Source organism: Gordonia sp. NPDC003585, assembly GCF_040610755.1.
Classification (GTDB): Bacteria; Actinomycetota; Actinomycetes; order Mycobacteriales; family Mycobacteriaceae; genus Gordonia.
This window is the reverse complement of the sequence record NZ_JBEXMX010000101.1, coordinates 1-16,569: the sequence shown is the minus strand read 5'-3', so window position 1 is coordinate 16,569 and position 16,569 is coordinate 1. Positions and strand designations below refer to the sequence as shown.

Here is a 16,569-nt window from a genome sequence, read left to right as displayed (position 1 = left end):
CGATCGCTACCCAAAACGCTTCCGGCGCTACCGCCCTGCCCATACCGGCTACCTCTCACACGAGGCCTGTTGCGTCGACCGATTGAGGCTGCCCCTACCCTTGGAGTCCTCCCCCAGAATTTCCTAGGGGACGACTTCGAACCCCGGGGAAGAGACTCTTCCCCTAGGTTTTTCGGCCACGACGCTTGCGCATTTCCGCAGGTCAGGAGGCCGGCGGCAGTACTCTTCGTGTGTCAGCTCACTCGCAACGACAACGCCACGACGAGCCGGGTGGCCGGGTCGTCGAGGTCCATGCCGGTCAGTTCCTGGATACGGCGAATGCGGTAACGCAACGTGTTCGGGTGCACATGCAGATCGCTTGCGGCGGTGCGGACATCGCCGAAGTGGTCGAGGTAGGCGCGCAGCGATGGCGTGAACTCGCTGCCCGACTCGTCGTCCAGGGCAGCAAGTGACGTCACCCGAGGGTCGACGAGATCCGGGTTCTCCGAGAGCATTCCGACGATCTCTCCCAGCAGCACGCCGGTACGCGAACGTTCGACGGTGGTGACGTCGTCGATGAGTTCCCCTTCGCGCTCGGCGGCGTCGAGCACCTGGTCGGCGTGTGTCCGCAACGCGGGCACCTCCGCCAAACCGTCTGCGGGTCCGGCGATCACCGCCCGGACCCGAACACCGAACTGACGATGCGTCGCGTCCACCGCGGCTCGGGCCCACGACATCGCGGCATCGGCGCTCACACCTGGGAGAACCACGTACGCCCGTGGGCCGACCAGCGTGGTGACCGACAGCGGACTGAATGCGCTGGCGTGCAACATCAATGCCGACACGTGGCCGGTGACGGAGTCCAGGGCAGCCGGTTCGCCCTCGGCAACACCGAAGGCGACCACCGACACCGGGCTCGCGGGATCGATACCCAACTGGGCGCCCAGATGTCCGGCGTCGATGACCTCGCCGCGGCTGCCGACGAGTCGCCGCACGAGGTCGTCGTGGTCGCTGCCGGCGGCGCGGCGCCGCGCGATCACCCGGGCCGCCACCGCTGCCGCTCCCACCAACACCTGTGACGCATCGTCGGCGAGCGGTGTCGCACCCTCCTGAAGCCACACCACACCCAGGAACGCGCCCAGTTGCTCGCCACCGCTCGGTGTGCGGATCGCGACCGCCAACCTGCGGCGCAACGCGAGATCTGCACGCTCGTCGACGACCACGACGTCCGACGACGTGCGCAAGGCGTCCATGACGCCCCACTGCCGGAGCCACGCCAGCATCTCCGGCGGCCCCTCCCGGCCGAGGATCGACAGTCGGCGCAGTTCGTCGGCCTCGTCGCCCGCGGTGCTGTAGGCGAGTACGTGCGATCCTTCGTCCTCGATGCTGACGAGTCCGCCCGTCCGGCGTGCCACCTCGCCCGCGAGTTCGAACAGATCCCCGGTGTTGCCCGCCCGCATCGACTCACCGCCGTCGTCGTCGAGGACGCGAACACCGTCGAGCACCCGGACGACGAGGTTGTAGAGCCGCTCCCAGCGGGCGTGCGGATCGACGGAGATCACCGCGATCCCGAGTCGGTCGGCGAGCGCCACCACCTCCTCCGACGGCGATTTCGACATCACCGCGACCGGACGATGCCCGCCCAGACCGGCCAGCAGCCTGCGGGTCGTCTCGTCGTCGAGCCCGACCAGCAGATACAGATCGGCACCACGCGCCGCGCGGCCCAACCCGTAGTGGATGTCGTCGATGTCGATCATGGCCAGCGACGACACCGACTCGTCCAGCCCTCGCGGAGCGGTGACCAGAGTGACGACCGTGCGGTCGAGGGCCAGCAGCAATCGCCCCAGTGGCAGACCGCGCGTGTTGTCCATATGGACAAACACTACGCCTCTATCTTTTGCAATCAGACATACTCGGGAGTGCCTTGCTCAGGTGAACTTGGCGTATGGATGCCATCACCACGCCACCACGACCGGCCAACGAGCCGGTTCACACCTACGCACCGGGCACCCCGGAACGACGCCGCATCACCGAGGAACTCGCGGCACAGTCGTCGGCCGAACCGCGCGAACTGCCGCACGTCATCGCCGGCGCCGCACATGTCGGCGACGGCGAACCCATCGACGTCGTAGCGCCGCACGCTCACCGCGAGGTGCTGGGCACCATCACCAACGCCACCCACGACGACGCCCGGGCAGCTGTCGACGCCGCCCGCGCTGCCGCCGCCGATTGGGCGCACACCTCCTTCGACGACCGCGCCGCCGTGCTGCTGCGTGCGGCCGATCTGCTGTCCGGGCCGTGGCGCGAGCGAATCGCCGCGGCGACCATGCTCGGCCAGTCAAAGACGGTGCAGCAGGCCGAGATCGACGCGCCGTGCGAGCTGACCGACTTCTGGCGCTTCAACGTCGCCTTCGCCCGAGAGATCCTGGCCGAGCAACCCATCTCCTCTCCTGGTGTCTGGAACCGGCTCGACCACCGTCCGCTCGACGGTTTCGTCTACGCGATCACGCCGTTCAACTTCACTGCCATCGCCGGCAACCTGCCCACGGCTCCGATGCTGATGGGCAACACCGTGGTGTGGAAACCATCACCGACGCAGGCATATTCAGCCCACCTCACCATGAAGCTGCTCGAGGCGGCCGGGCTACCCGCCGGCGTGATCAATCTTGTCAACGGCGACGGCCGCGCGGTCTCCGACGTCGCACTCGCCGACGAGAACCTGGCCGGCATCCACTTCACCGGTTCGACCGCAACCTTCCAGCATCTGTGGCGCGAGGTCGGCACCAACATCGACCGCTATCGCAACTATCCGCGAATCGTCGGCGAGACCGGCGGCAAGGACTTCATCGTGGCACATACGTCGGCCGACCCCGACGTGTTGCGCACCGCTCTCATCCGCGGAGCGTTCGAGTACCAGGGCCAGAAGTGTTCGGCCTCCTCGCGCGCCTACATCGCACGCTCGGTGTGGGACCGCATGGGCGACGACTTCCTCTCCGAGGCAGCCGAACTCACTTACGGCGATGTTCGCGATCTCACCAACTTCGGTGGCGCGTTGATCGACCGGCGCGCATTCGACAAGCAGGTCGCCGCGATCGACCGGGCCAAGTCGACGCCATCGCTGACGGTGGCGGTCGGCGGTGAATGCGACGATTCGGAAGGCTTCTTCGTGCGACCCACGGTGCTGCTCTCCGACGACCCGACCGATGAGGCGTTCTCCACCGAGTACTTCGGGCCGATCCTCTCGGTGCACGTCTACGACGATCCACAGTTCGAATCGACCCTGTCACAAGTGGATTCGACCGCCCGCTACGCCCTCACCGGCTCGATCATCGCCGGCGATGTCGGCGCGGTGGCCACGGCCGCCGACCGTCTTCGCAACGCCGCGGGCAACTTCTACATCAACGACAAGCCCACCGGCGCTGTCGTCGGCCAACAGCCGTTCGGCGGTGCGCGCGCGTCGGGCACCAACGACAAGGCGGGGTCGAAGGCGAACCTGATGCGTTGGACATCGACCCGGACCATCAAGGAAACCTTTGTGCCACCGACGGTTTCCGGCTATCCGCACATGAACGCAGAGTGAAGGGGGAACGGTTGTGAGCAAGGTTTTCGATTCGGTACTCCGGCCGGCCATCACCGCCGCCGCCAAGAGCGACCGCATCAAGGAGACGTCACAGCGCCTCGCGGTCACCGAGCGCGTCGTGCGCCGATTTGTCCCCGGCGAGAGCGAGGTCGACGTCCTCGCCGCCATTCGAGCCGAGTTCGACGACGGACTCTCGGTGACGATCGACTTCCTCGGTGAGGACACCGTGGTCGAGGCCCAGGCCGACGCGACGGTCACCGCGTATTTGTCGCTGCTGGAGGCGATGTCGGGGTTGGGTGCGACTGCTTCGGGTCAGCTTGAGGTGTCGCTCAAGCTGACGGCACTCGGGCAGTCACTCCCCGAGCATGGTGCCAAGATCGCGGAGGCCAATGCTCGTCGCATCGCATCCGCGGCCCGTGCGGCGGGAGTGCTCGTCACGGTTGATGCCGAGGACCACACGACCGTGGACGAACGACTGTCGATCGTGCGGTCGCTCCGCGGCGACTTCCCCGAGGTCGGGACGGTGCTACAGGCGTATCTGCGTCGTACCGAGGACGACTGCGCCGAGTTCGCTGCGTCCGGCGCCCGCATCCGGCTGTGCAAGGGCGCCTATGCCGAGCCCGCGTCGGTCGCGTTCCCGGATCGTCGTCAGATCGACGAAGCCTATCTGCGCTGTCTGCGAATCCTGATGAAGGGCAACGGTTATCCGATGGTGGCCAGCCACGATCCGGTGATCATCGAGGCGGCCGGCGTTTTGGCTCGCGAACTCGGCCGCGAGCCCGACTCGTGGGAACACCAGATGCTGTACGGCATCCGGACCGACGAACAGCGCCGTCTGGTGCAGTCGGGTGCACGGGTCCGCGTGTACATCCCGTACGGCGAGGAATGGTACGGCTACTTCGTCCGTCGGCTAGCCGAGAAGCCTGCCAACCTGGGCTTCTTCCTTCGCGCCCTCGCCGGCTGACTGTCCGTCACATCGGCTGCGCGCGTCGCACTTGATCGGCGGCACGCGTGGCATCGAGTTCGACGTCGCAGCGCAACAGTGCGGGCCCGACGTGCAGGGTGCCCGACGACAGCGGTTGTGCGCGTAGGCCACCGCGTCCGATCAGCGCCTTGCGCACACCTTCACCGGCCATCGTGTCCATCCACGCACACGGATGCGCCGGCCGGCCGCCGCGGAATCGGATGGGTCCGTCGCCGGTGTCGATCGCGAACTCGCGACCGCGCAGCGGGTCGAGTTCGACGCCTCGGACGACGACGTTGCGGCGCGCGAGGATCGGGTCCGCCTGTCCGGCAGCGGCTTCCCACGCCTCAATGGCGAGGAAGGTCACGGCAGCCTCGGTGTGCGCCCGCACCCCGAAGAACCGGTCGCCGCGGATCCCTTTGTCGGCGATCACCTCCACGGCGTCGGGTGTCGTGGTGGGCGCATCGTCGGCCGGACCGTCTTTGGGTCGGCCGAAATAGGCATGACGAGGCGACACCACGAGCATCACGATGTCGCAGTGGTACTCGAAGTCCATGCCTTTCAGGCTGCCACAAGAGCCCGCCCTGAAAGTAGGGGAAGAACTTCCTCCCCTACTCTTGGTGTCCTCCCCGCATATTTTCGAGGGGAAGACACCAAACCCCGGGGAAGAAACTTCCTCCCCTACTTTCAGTATCCGACGAAGGTGTCGGTGTGAATGCGCCACGGGCGCAGGCGGGTCGACGGGTCCAGTCGCCGGATCGACGACGAGGTGTCCGAAACAAACGTCGGCGCTCCGGACACAAAGTAGTGCGCACCTGCAGACAACAGCCCCTTCGGCACGCCGCCGTCCGCTGACACCACAACCTCGACGCGAGCACCTGCGGCCGCTGCCGCGTCGAGAACGTCGGTGTACACCCGACGCGCATCCGACCGGACAATATGCACCACAGTCAGATTCGAGAGATCAACACCCGAATCAAGGCGGGCCCGAAGCATGGAGACAAACGGCGTGATCCCGATTCCGCCGGCGACCAGAACAACGGGCGACCGTGCGAGCAGCCGACCGCGTAGCACGAATCCGCCACCGCGATTGTCGATGAAGGCTCGCGAGGCAGTTCCGTCGATGAGGTCCTGCTTGAAAGGCGACGGCGGTCCGGCCACGGTGAAGCCGAACTCGACGGGCGCGGTTCGGGATGCCGACACGAACGAGAACACCCGACGCGAACTCTGCCACAGCGGCCGGTTCCATCGCGGTACGCTGACACTGGCCCACTGGCCGGGCGCGTAGCTGGGCGGTGCGCCACTCGACACCGAGCCCTGCACGCCAAATATGTTTTCCGCCAACGGGTCCACCCGGATATCGGTCAGCGGAACACGGCGCGCCGACCGCGTGGCCAGCCGCACGACGAAGGCGAACACACAACCGATCCCCAGTGCGATCTCCGGCGTGAATTCGAGGGTGTACGAATCGGTGATCTCGACGAGTTGCTGACAGTGCAGAACTGCGCCGACCAACACGCCGTACACAACGCGGGCGACCCTCGTGGCGGGCGACGTCAACGGTTCGGGCAACATGATCGCCGCCAGGAAGATCATCGGACTCGACGTCAGCCACAGCTCGAGATCCTGACCGCCCTGGTCGAGCTGCACATAGCCGATGGCCCCAAGCGCGCCAACGAAATAGCCGACAATCAGCGGCCACTCCCGCAGCACCGTCACCAACACCGCCCCGATCACGATCATCGGGATCAGCAACGGCTTCGCGGCGACCCACCAGAACGGATAGCTCACGTCGTCGGCGCCCGCATAGGCGACGGCGTAGCAGGTGATCGCCCCCGCCACAGCAGGATTGATGATGAGCCGACGCCGCCAAACCAGCACGTACTTCGACACCGCCGCAGCCGCCGAACCCAAAGCGACCGTCGCGACGGCGGTCTCCGCCGAGCCACCGGGCAGCACGAAGAACAGGATCAGTCCGGTGATCAGCCACGAGTCGGAATTGGGCGGAACGCGAATGATGAACGCGCACAAGTACGTCACCGCACCGCTCACAACCACGGCGACGACGATCCAGGTCAGCAGGTCCGACGGTTCGTAGCCGAAGTCAGCGTCGAGCGCCGACACGACGAAGGCCGCCGCGGCCAGGAGAAGCAGGGCCAGCAGCACCGCACGGTGCGGAGTGAGCCGTCGCGACGCCCATCGACCGGGTCCAAGAATACGATTCACAGGAACAACTCCAATCCCGGCACCGCCGTGTGCTCGACGCCACCTCCGCGTCGAACCGTCACGTGATGGAAACCCTCGGGGCAATAGTCGAACCGAGTGCGCAGCGCGGCCGCCGGGGTGAAGAACAGGGCGGTCGCCAAACCGTCGGCGATCATCGCGGTCGGCGCAATCACCCACGTCGCCAACACTTCTCGCGCAGGCGATGCGGTACGCGGATCGACGATGTGATGCCACTGCGCCCACGTCCGACGATTGCTCGCCGACGCACAGATCGCCGCCCCGCTCACCTCGACCACGCCGATCGCCTTCGTCGGGGCGGAGGGATGTTAGAGCGCGACCCGGCGCGGGGTGTCGAACGCCGAGATGAACATGTCACCACCGCCGTCGACGATGTAGTCGTTTGTGGACTCGGACACGATGGCGGCAACCCGGTCCACGGCGAAACCCTTGCCCGCAGCGCCCACATCGATGACGGTGGGGACCAGGACGTCGAGCACACCGTCGTGACCACCGAGCACGGTTTCCCACGGCGGCGCAGCACGGACGCGCTCTGATGGCCGTAGCGTGTAGTCGGCGTCATAGCCGGCATCGACGAGGGTCTGGCCGACGAAGGGCGACACCGCACCCGCGGTGAGTTCGTACAGTTGCCGATACCAGTCCATCAGTGGCCGATCACTCTCTGCGATCGGGTAATCACCTGCCCGCGCGGCGATCTCGGTGACCAACGAGTCGGCGCGGAAGCGCGACCAAACGCGGTCGATGCGGTCGAGTTCGCCCGCCACCTCGGCACGCGCCGATGCGGACATCGGTGCCGGCGTGGTGATCGTCCAGCGGGTGCCGAGGGCGTCGAACACCCAGTCACTACCGGCCGGCGCGCTCATCGATCCTGCGTGTCGAAGGTGCGCCGGGTCAGGCCTGAGCCTGGGTCTTGATGTTCTCGATCGCCTGGTTGAATCCGCCCGACGTCAGCGACGAGCCGGATACCTTGTGCACGTCGATGTCATCGATGTTCTTGCCGACGACCACGGCGCTGATGCCGCTCGAGAATTTGCCCTGATACTCCGCCGACGGGCCCTTCGCGAAGCTGGTGTCGATGGTGACGCCGGTGATGATGGAGTTCGCGAGGGTGACCGTCACCCCGACCTCCTGCTGACCACCGGGTCGCGTGTATTCGCCGGTCGCGGTGTAGGTCCCGTCCTTGTACTCACCCGAACCCGACGCCGAAGTCGAACCCGCAGCAGAGGTTGCGGTGGTCGATTCGGCCGCGGTACTGCTCGACGAGTCGGCGTCGTCGGAACCGCACGCGGCGACCATCCCGACCGCGGCCATTGCGGCGAGGGCTCCCCCGGTCCGTCTCAGCGTCTGCCCGCGGGCGCCGGCGGTCGGGACAGTGCTGGGCGATCGAGGCGCGGTGGCGGTCATGACGACAATTGTGCCCACCGAACACGAGGAAGGCAGCCCCCGCAGACGTTTCAGTAGGTAATCCTCAGGTAAAGGACAGGCCGCGCCGACTCATCGTCCGGCCGCCTGCACGCGCGCCGCGATGGCGTTGGTGAACACCTGCTTGATGTCGCCCGCGTTCTCGGCGACGTAGGTGGTGCCGCCGGTGGCCTGCGCGATCTTCTTGAGCGAGGTGGTGTCGGCGTCCTCGGAGATCCCGATCGTCAGGATCAGAACCGGGCGGGCCGGATCTTCGAGCCGCTTCAGCGTCGCGAGAAGTTCACTCAGGCTGATGCTGTCCGGATCCTCGTTCTTGCCGTCGGTCATGATGATGACGCTGTTGGAGTAGTTCGGGTCGTAGGTGGACTGAACCCTCTTGAACGCCGCCAAGGTGGTGTCGTAGAGACCCGTGCCGCCGCCGAGCGCCGACGGCGCCAATCCCTGACGAACGGCCGCGGCCAGTTCGTCGCGATGGTCGCCGCCCTCCGCGGGAGCATCCAGCCGCCGGATCGACGCCAGCTCGACCCAGTCCTGACCCTGTCCACCCTTGTTGATCCCGAACGCCCAGCCGCCGACCATCGCATTGCGCGGGAAGATGTCGAGGCCGGTCATCGACGCGTCGATGAGCAGGCCGGCGCGTGTGGTGTTGCCGACGGGGGTCTGCATCGACCCGGACGTGTCCTGCACGACGAGTGTGCGGATCGGCACGCCTAGGACCTGCCACTGCCGGAGGGCGCGGTCGACGGCCGCGGGATCGCGCAGGGCGAGAACCTTCACGTCTTCACCCACGCCGCCTTGCGCTGCACCGCTGCCGTCCGGGGCGCGGTAGCCGGCAGCCGCCAGCGCCTTGCGCCCGTCATCGGTCTTCACCGCCGCGACAAGCGCTGCGCCGGCGTCGGCGGCGTCGCCATGCCGTGCCGACGACGCGGTGTTCACCAGCGGGTAGTCCAGCATGACGGTGCCGTCGGCCGGAACCACGGCCTTGAGTTCGGAACCCGGGTGAGTGCGGGTGAACAGCAGGAACTGCTGTTCGGTGGTGACCACGGGCACGGTCGAGGTGTTCGCCAGATTGAGGCGGGTGCCCTCGTTGTCGTTGGTGAGACGGGCGTTGTTCTGCTGGATCGCCAGGATCGACATCGCGCCGGTCAGTTCCTGCTGCGTCAACGCACCCGAGTCGACCTCGGCGAGCGCGCCGATGATCGGGGCGTCGCCGGTGGAGGTGTCCAATGGCGAGCCGGTCCGCAGATCCTGCAGCTTCATCACGTCGACCCAGCTCTGCAGCGCAGGCACCTGTCGTCCGGCGACGACGGTCGGCGTGACGGCGATCGACGGCGTCACCAGGTCGAGGTCTTGACGCACCTGGGTGGTGACCCGTCGGGCCTGCACCTGCGAATCGGCCAGCCACAGGTCGGGCGCCTTGTCGCCCTGGGTGAGCAGGCCCGGAACGTCGGCACCTGCGGCGCTCTGCACGTCGAAGTCGAAACAGGAATCCGCGGAGGCCTTGGCCGCGATGTCGCGCAGCGCGCCGGTCATGGCGGCGTCGGACGCCACCGCCACCGTCTTCCGGTCACCACCGCAGCCGGATGATCCGGCTCGCCACAGGATGAACCCGGTGACCAGCGCCGCAATCACGACGAGCGCGGCCAGCGCCCACCACCAGCCTCGACGTCCGCCGGAGGAGGACACCTCGCGGTGTTCGAACCCGAAGTCGTCGTCGGCCGGAACCGGCTTGGTCGCCAACGGAACACGGCCCGACGGTGTCGTCGAGCCCCCAGTCGTCGAGCCCCCAGCCGACTGGCCGGTGGTGCGGCGCTGAACTCGCGCTGTGTTCGAACTCGATTGATCGGCACTGCCCGACCCGTTGACGGGCCGGTCGGAGCCGGAGCTGTGACGCCCCATGTCTTGCCTCGTTCCCCTACTGCTGATGAATCAGCCGAAAACCTCACGGAAATTGTCCAGCGACTTGCGCAAGTCCCCCGACACCGCCATCGCCGCTGCCTTTCCTGCAGACCCGATGAGTGGCAGTCCACCCAGATCAACTGTGAAGGTTACTGCCGATCCCGCAGAAATGGGAACGATGCCCAGCTCGAGCTTGGCCTTCACCCCACCTTTGCCGTTGCCCTTGAGGCGGACCTTGGTGATCGGCTCGTACGCTTCGATCACCCAGTCGACGCGCACTCGGGTGCCCTTCACCTTGACCACAGACGTCACCTCGACGCCCTTGGCGAGCTCACCGGCTGCCGGGAGCGGGCTGCGCCAACCGTCGTGCAGCACGAGCCAGTCGTCGTACCGCGACAGATCCGACGCCGCCGACCAGGTATCTTCCGGTGACAGGTCGACCTCGATGGAGCTGCTCGTCTTGGCCATGGACAGAGAGAATAGCGTCAACGCCTTCGCGCGCTCACTGCTGGGCGGTCGCCTGACCGGCCACGGCGTCACCCTCCGGATCACCGAGGTGGAGGCGTACGCCGGTCCGGACGACCCGGCGTCGCACGCCTACACGCGTACCGCACGGTCGGAAATCATGTACGGCCCCGCCGGTCGGCTCTACGTCTACCGCATCCACGGCCACCACTGCGCCAACGTGGTGCACGGCCCCGAGGGCAGCGCGTCGGCCGTCCTCCTGCGAGCCGGGGAGGTCGTCGCGGGTGAAGAGCTGGCGTTCGCCCGACGACCGGCTGCTCGCACATCGGCACACCTGGCGCGCGGACCCGGCAACCTGACGCGGGCGCTCGGAATCACCATGGCCGACCTCGACACCGACCTGGCCGGCGCGGGACCGGTTCGGTTCGACGCGATCGAAAGCAGTCCGCTCACCATCGAATCCGGACCGCGCGTGGGGGTTCGCCGGGCCGCCGACCGCCCGTGGCGACACTGGATCGCCGGCGACCCGACGGTATCGGCGTATCGGCGGCACCCGAAGGCGGTCGGCGGTGCTTCGAGAACGAACTGACTACCGAAATGGAGCGACTACGGCGCACCCTGTTGCGGATCGTTGGCCTGCGGGTCGCGAGGCTTATCCGAGCCGACGGCCTTGCGAGCGGCGTCCTGCGCCTTGTCGACGTGCTTTGCGTACTTGCCGCCGGTCGCCTTGTCGACGGCGTCGCCGCCCTTGTCGATGAGGCTGGGGTTGCCCTTCAGTGCTGCCTTGGCCTTGTCCACGAGCCCTTTGAGGTCCATCACATCTCCTGATCGACGCGCCGGCGTCTCCGGCGGCTTGACGTCAGTCTATCGACTTCGCCTGATCTGACGAGTCGGCCCGATCTGACGAGTTGACTGGGGCCCGACGCATGTCTCGGGCGGCAACCACGCGGGGCACGATTCGCGACACCGCTTCTACGGCGACAATGCCAATTGCCGCCGAGGTCAACGCCACCGAATTCATCTCCCAGTTCGACGAATCGAGTTTGAACAGGTGCTGGGTGAACGGCCAGGCGAAGATGATCACGTACGCACCGGCCGATGCCGCGATCAGCACCACCTTCCACCAGGTGTACGGGCGTGCGACCACGGCGAGGACGTACACGGCGATCGCGATCAACGTCATCAGCGTCGCGGTGGCGGCCTGCGTTTGCGCCGGTGACAGGTCGGCAGCATCTCCGCCGACCTCGACTCCCGCACCGCCCGGATTCACCAGGACGTAGGTGGTGAACGCCGCGAGGCCGACGATGATGCCGTTCGGGACGGCCATCAGCAGGACGCGTCGCACGAACCCGCGTCGGGCGCGTTCGTTGTTGGGCGCCAACGACAACACGAACGCGGGGATGCCGATGGTGAACCAGGCCGAGATGGTCACGTGGATGGGTTGGAACGGGTAGCTCAGCGGGTCGGTGCCGAGCATCTTTCCGACCACCCCACCGATGCCCACGAACAGCGCGAGCAGCACCGCGTACACGGTCTTGGTGAGGAACAGATTGGAGACGCGTTCGATGTTGCCGATGACCCGGCGGCCCTCCCCGACCACATACGGCAGCGTCGCGAACTTGTTGTCCAACAGCACGATCTGTGCAACCGACCGCGCCGCCGAACTCCCCGACCCCATTGCGACGCCGATGTCGGCATCCTTGAGGGCAAGGACGTCGTTCACTCCGTCGCCGGTCATCGCGACGGTGTTGTCGTGGGACTGCAACGCCTTGACCATGGCCCGCTTCTGGTCCGGGCGCACTCGGCCGAAGGTCACGCCGGACTCGACGACCTCGGCGAGTTGCTCGGTGTCCGTGGGCAATTCACGCGCGTCCACCGACGTCTCCGGTGAGCCGAGTCCCAGCGATTGCGCCACCGCGCCGACCGAGCGCGCATTGTCGCCGGAGATCACCTTCACCGCGACTCGCTGCTCCGCGAAGTACTCCAGCGTGTCGCGGGCGTCCGGACGAACCTTCTGCTCGAGGACCACGAGCGCCACCGGAACAAAGACGCCCGGAACGCTCGAGCCGGCCACCGGTTCCGAGTCCACCGGGACGTCGGTGCGGCCCAGCAGCAGTATTCGCAGTCCGGTGGAGCCGAGTTCGCTTGCCACCGAAGCGGTCTCACTCTCCGGATCGAGCAGCACGTCCGGGGCGCCGATGACCCAGTTGCCCACGTCGGCGCCACCGGCGTCGTCGCGGAACGATATCCCGCTCCACTTCTTGGCCGACGTGAACGGCTGCACGGCGGTCGGCGTCCAGGCCGGAGCCTGCGGCTGGGCCTCGGCGATCGCCTGCATGCTGGCGTTGGGCCGCGGGTCGTGGGCGGCCAGCGCCGACAGCACGGTCTCCGGCGGGGCCGGCGGCGACTGCTCGACCGCTCGGACCTCCGCCAATCGCATGCCGTTCTCGGTGAGCGTCCCCGTCTTGTCGGCACAGACCACGTTCACGCGGGCCAGGCCCTCGATGGCGGGCAATTCGTTGACCAGGCATTGCCGTTGACCCAGCCGAACCACGCCGACGGCGAATGCGATCGAGGTCATCAGCACCAGGCCCTCCGGCACCATCGGCACCAGCGCGGCCACCATGCCCAGAAGCGACGCCTTGATCCCGTTCTGGCTGATGAAGAGCTGATTGACGATCGTGAGGATGCCCGCGGGGATCAGCAACCACGTGATGACCCGCAGGATCTGGTCGATCCCAGACCGGAGTTCGGAGGACACCAGCGTGAACTTCGACGCATCCGCGGCGAGTTGCGCCGCATACGCCTCGCCACCCACCTTGGTGGCCCGGTATGCGCCGCCGCCGGCGACCACAAAGCTCCCCGAGAGCACGTGCGCACCTGGATCCTTGTCGACCGGGTCGGCCTCGCCGGTGAGCAACGACTCGTCGACGTCGAGCGCGACAGCCTCCACGACGTCGCCGTCCACCACGATCTGATCCCCGGCCCCGATCTCGATGATGTCGTCGAGGACGACCTCGTCGGGTGGGAGTTCCTTGACGACGCCGTCGCGGCGAACACGCGGACGGGTCTGCCCAACGATGGCGAGCTTGTCCAGGGTCCGCTTGGCCCGAACCTCCTGGATGATGCCGATTCCACTGTTGGCCACGATCAACAATCCGAACAATCCGTTGATGAACGAACCGGTGAAGGCCACGATCGCGAACAGGACGCCGAGAATCGCGTTGATGCGGGTGAACACGTTGGCCCGCACGATGTCGGAGACGGTCCGTCCGGACCGGTCCGGCAGTGCGTTCACCTGACCGGCCGCAACGCGCGCCGCGACCTCGTCTGCGGTGAGGCCGGGCACGGCGGCCGTCGTCGGTGACGTCACGCGGACTTCTCCCACCAGTCACGGCTCGTCAGGCCAGTGCCTGCGCGGGAAACGAGGTCGATGGTGCCGCCGGGCTGCGGCACGAGGACCGTAGTGGCGTTGCGGGCGGCATGCGGCAGCAACCGAGCGATCGGCTCACCCCACGGGTGACGGGCCAGATTGAAAGTGCCCCAATGGATCGGGATCATCACCGCATCGGTACCCGCCGAGCCCGACAGCATCCGGTGGATGGCGACCGCCTCCTCCGGGTTGACGTGGATGTCGGGCCAGACCGGGTCGTAGGCGCCGACCGCGATGAGGGTCACGTCGAACGGCCCGTGCAGTGCGCCGAGGTCGGCGAAGCGTTCGGTGTACCCGGTGTCGCCGGAGAAGAATGCGCGATGCACCGGCCCCCGGATCGCCCAGCTGGCCCACTGGGTGAGGTTGCGGGCCAGCGCACGACCCGAGAAGTGTCGCGCCGGACCACACGTGAACGTCACTGCGCCCGACGGTGTCTGCACCGTCACGTCCCCCCACCAATCCGCCTGCCGGATACGGACTCCCGGGATACCCCAGCGCACCAGGTGTGCGCCCACACCGACGGGAGCGACGAAGATCGCGTCGGGCATCGCTCGCGCGATGGCCGCCACCGTCTCCATGTCGAGATGGTCGTAGTGGTCGTGGCTGATCAGGACCACATCGACGGGCGGCAGGTCGGCCACCGTCACCGGCGACGGGTGCAGTCGCGCAGGTCCGATCTGCTGGCTCGGTGAGCACCGCAGGCTGAACACCGGATCAGTGAGCACCCGCACCCCGTCGATGTCGATCAACGCCGAAGCGTGTCCGAGCCAGGTCACGGCCAGTGAGCCGGGCTCGTCGAACTCGGGCCGCGTCACCATGATGGGACGACGCGGGCGGCCGGGACGCCGGAGCATGTCGGCGAACACCGACAGATCCGGGGTCGCCTCGCCGGCCGGTTCCGGATTGTCGAAGGCACCTCCGACGCGGTGCGGCGAGGCCTCGACGTGCGGCAATATCTCGTCGCGGGTCGCCCCGAGCGCCATCGCGGGCGCCAGGCCGGCATCGGCGAGCCGGCCGACTGCGGCGTCGGCCACCTTAGAACCCGCCAACGCAACCCGGCCGATCGCCCGTGTCGCCACTTCGGTACCACCCTTGCCCGTCATCGATGTCACGATCACCAACCTAGTGGTACGAGTCCGGCACGGTCGATCAAGATCGCTCGACAGGTCGTTGCCACTGATAAGCTCCCTGAGCACTTGTTCATACGCACGCGCTGGGTCGCGTGCGGGCGTAGAGGTAGACGTTCTGTGGCACGGATGTCGGTCGACGAGCGACGCAGGGCGCTCATCGAGTCAGCGTTTCGCGTAATTGCCGACCACGGCGTGGAGGGGGCCACGACGCGGCGGATCTGCGCTCACGCGGGGATGCCCCTCGCGAGCTTTCACTATGCGTTCGAGAGCCGAACGGCCTTGCTCAGCGCCGTGATGGAGACTGCGGTACCCACCGACATCACGGAAATGCTCGACACGGTGATTCACGACACCGATGTCGATAATGCAGATAGCAACAGCAAACGCCTCGGGATGCAGGAGAACATGGAACGTCAGCTGACGACGTTCTTCGATCTGGTGAAGGCCGACCCCGGGCGCACACAGGCGACCATCTCGCTGGGCATCTACGCACACAACCATCCGGAGCTGCAGAGCTACGGCAAGCGGATGTACGAGAAGCAGTTCGAGGTGGCTGCCGTCGCGTTGCGGATTGCCGCGGAACGGTCGGGGGTGCGGTGGAGTCAACCACCCGAGACGCTGGGTCCCACCGTGATCGCCACCACCAACTCGATCACCCTGATCTATCTGAGTACCGCCGACGAGGAGGTGATCCGCTCGGTCATGACGTCGGCCGTGCGGGCGATGATGACCTATGTCGTCGAGGACTGATCCGCACTCTCTGGTCTGGTCCGACGATCCCGACGCCTACTGGGCGGGAATCGACCGGGCGGTCCGCGACGCCGGACTCGACGCGCCCGTCCTCGCTCTCGATCGCAGAGCACTGGACCACAACGTCGCCGACCTGACCGCCCGGGCCGGATCGGTTCCGATCCGGATCGCGTCGAAGTCGCTGCGGGTGCGGTCGGTCATCGATGACGTGCTGCGCCGGCCCGGTTTCGCCGGCGTCCTGGCCTACGATCTCGCCGAAGCCGTCTGGTTGGCAACGGTTTCCGGCGTCGCGGACGTTCTCGTCGGCTATCCGTCGACGAGGCGCTCGGCGATTGCCGCCCTGGCGGCCGACGAGGTGGCAGCGGCGCAGGTAACGCTCCTTGTCGACTCGACCGACCAACTCGACCTCATCGACGCGGTCGTGCCAACTGACCGGCGGCCGACGATCCGTGTGGCCATCGACGTCGACGCCTCCTATCGGTTGCTGCATGGACGCGTGCACATCGGAGTGCGCCGGTCTCCGGTGCACAGCCGGACCGATGCGGTGCGCCTGGCCAGGCGGATCGCTGCGCGGCCCGGATTTCGGCTCGTCGGCGCGATGTCGTACGAGGCCCAGGTCGCCGGGGTCGGCGACGCGGTCGAATCATCGGCACTGCGCAACCGGGCGGTCGCGCTGATGCAGCGCAGATCGATGGCCGAACTG

General features: G+C 67.1%; 14 protein-coding genes and 1 pseudogene. 5 read left to right on the top strand and 10 right to left on the bottom strand.

Features of this window, described 5'->3' with window-relative positions; translation table 11 throughout:
* Positions 1–233: 233 nt before the first annotated feature.
* Positions 234–1,850, bottom strand: a complete 1,617-nt coding sequence (locus ABZW74_RS21440) for a helix-turn-helix domain-containing protein (protein WP_355279201.1) — start codon at positions 1,848–1,850, stop codon at positions 234–236.
* A 74-nt stretch (positions 1,851–1,924) separates the two neighbouring features.
* Between ABZW74_RS21440 and pruA the strand changes: the two genes are divergently transcribed.
* Together pruA and ABZW74_RS21430 are read left to right on the top strand one after the other, a co-directional pair.
* The gene (gene pruA / locus ABZW74_RS21435; RefSeq protein ID WP_355279199.1) at positions 1,925–3,559 is read left to right on the top strand and encodes an L-glutamate gamma-semialdehyde dehydrogenase; all 1,635 of its coding nucleotides are present in this window, start codon (positions 1,925–1,927) and stop codon (positions 3,557–3,559) included.
* A 13-nt stretch (positions 3,560–3,572) separates the two neighbouring features.
* A complete protein-coding gene (locus ABZW74_RS21430; protein ID WP_240857638.1) occupies positions 3,573–4,523 on the top strand; it encodes a proline dehydrogenase family protein in 951 nt (316 codons plus the stop codon).
* Positions 4,524–4,530: 7 nt separating this feature from the next.
* On the opposite strand, the gene ABZW74_RS21425 is transcribed toward ABZW74_RS21430, so the two are convergent.
* The 6 genes and pseudogenes from ABZW74_RS21425 to ABZW74_RS21400 all read right to left on the bottom strand — a co-directional run bounded on the left by ABZW74_RS21425 (position 4,531) and on the right by ABZW74_RS21400 (position 10,556).
* Entirely contained in the window at positions 4,531–5,079 is a 549-nt protein-coding gene (locus ABZW74_RS21425; protein WP_240857639.1) for a molybdenum cofactor biosysynthesis protein, read from the bottom strand.
* A gap of 131 nt (positions 5,080–5,210) precedes the next feature.
* Positions 5,211–6,749, bottom strand: coding sequence for an oxidoreductase (locus tag ABZW74_RS21420; protein WP_355279195.1), 1,539 nt, complete (start codon positions 6,747–6,749; stop codon positions 5,211–5,213).
* Positions 6,746–7,630, bottom strand: a pseudogene (locus ABZW74_RS21415) (FAD:protein FMN transferase). Before ABZW74_RS21415 ends, ABZW74_RS21420 begins: the two are co-directional and overlap by 4 nt.
* A 28-nt stretch (positions 7,631–7,658) precedes the next feature.
* The gene (locus tag ABZW74_RS21410) at positions 7,659–8,171 is read right to left on the bottom strand and encodes a calcium-binding protein (protein WP_355279192.1); all 513 of its coding nucleotides are present in this window, start codon (positions 8,169–8,171) and stop codon (positions 7,659–7,661) included.
* 90 nt (positions 8,172–8,261) lie between these two features.
* Positions 8,262–10,088 carry a VWA domain-containing protein gene (locus ABZW74_RS21405; protein WP_355279189.1) on the bottom strand — a complete coding sequence of 609 codons (1,827 nt, stop codon included), beginning with the start codon at positions 10,086–10,088 and terminating at the stop codon, positions 8,262–8,264.
* A 30-nt stretch (positions 10,089–10,118) separates the two neighbouring features.
* Entirely contained in the window at positions 10,119–10,556 is a 438-nt protein-coding gene (locus ABZW74_RS21400) for an SRPBCC family protein (protein WP_355279187.1), read from the bottom strand.
* Here ABZW74_RS21400 and ABZW74_RS21395 point away from each other — a divergent pair.
* Complete coding sequence (locus ABZW74_RS21395; protein ID WP_355279184.1) at positions 10,534–11,142, top strand: DNA-3-methyladenine glycosylase; 609 nt, start codon at positions 10,534–10,536, stop codon at positions 11,140–11,142. The two genes, ABZW74_RS21400 and ABZW74_RS21395, sit on opposite strands and share 23 nt — an antisense overlap.
* A 17-nt stretch (positions 11,143–11,159) precedes the next feature.
* Here the strand turns inward: ABZW74_RS21395 and ABZW74_RS21390 are convergent, their stop codons facing one another.
* From ABZW74_RS21390 to ABZW74_RS21380, 3 genes are read right to left on the bottom strand one after another with little or no spacing between them, the layout of a single operon-like run.
* Positions 11,160–11,369 (bottom strand): antitoxin, encoded by a 210-nt coding sequence (locus tag ABZW74_RS21390; protein ID WP_240857645.1) that lies wholly within the window; start codon positions 11,367–11,369, stop codon positions 11,160–11,162.
* A 43-nt stretch (positions 11,370–11,412) separates the two neighbouring features.
* The gene (locus ABZW74_RS21385; RefSeq protein WP_355279182.1) at positions 11,413–13,926 is read right to left on the bottom strand and encodes an HAD-IC family P-type ATPase; all 2,514 of its coding nucleotides are present in this window, start codon (positions 13,924–13,926) and stop codon (positions 11,413–11,415) included.
* Positions 13,923–15,104 (bottom strand): MBL fold metallo-hydrolase, encoded by a 1,182-nt coding sequence (locus ABZW74_RS21380; RefSeq protein WP_240857647.1) that lies wholly within the window; start codon positions 15,102–15,104, stop codon positions 13,923–13,925. Before ABZW74_RS21380 ends, ABZW74_RS21385 begins: the two co-directional genes overlap by 4 nt.
* Positions 15,105–15,242: 138 nt before the next feature.
* Here ABZW74_RS21380 and ABZW74_RS21375 point away from each other — a divergent pair, with 138 nt between their 5' ends.
* Positions 15,243–15,866: a TetR family transcriptional regulator gene (locus ABZW74_RS21375; protein ID WP_240857729.1), complete on the top strand. Its 624-nt coding sequence runs from the start codon at positions 15,243–15,245 to the stop codon at positions 15,864–15,866.
* Positions 15,850–16,569, top strand: a 720-nt coding sequence (locus tag ABZW74_RS21370) for an alanine racemase (protein ID WP_355279179.1), incomplete at its 3' end; no start/stop codon positions are given. The genes ABZW74_RS21375 and ABZW74_RS21370, both read left to right, overlap by 17 nt.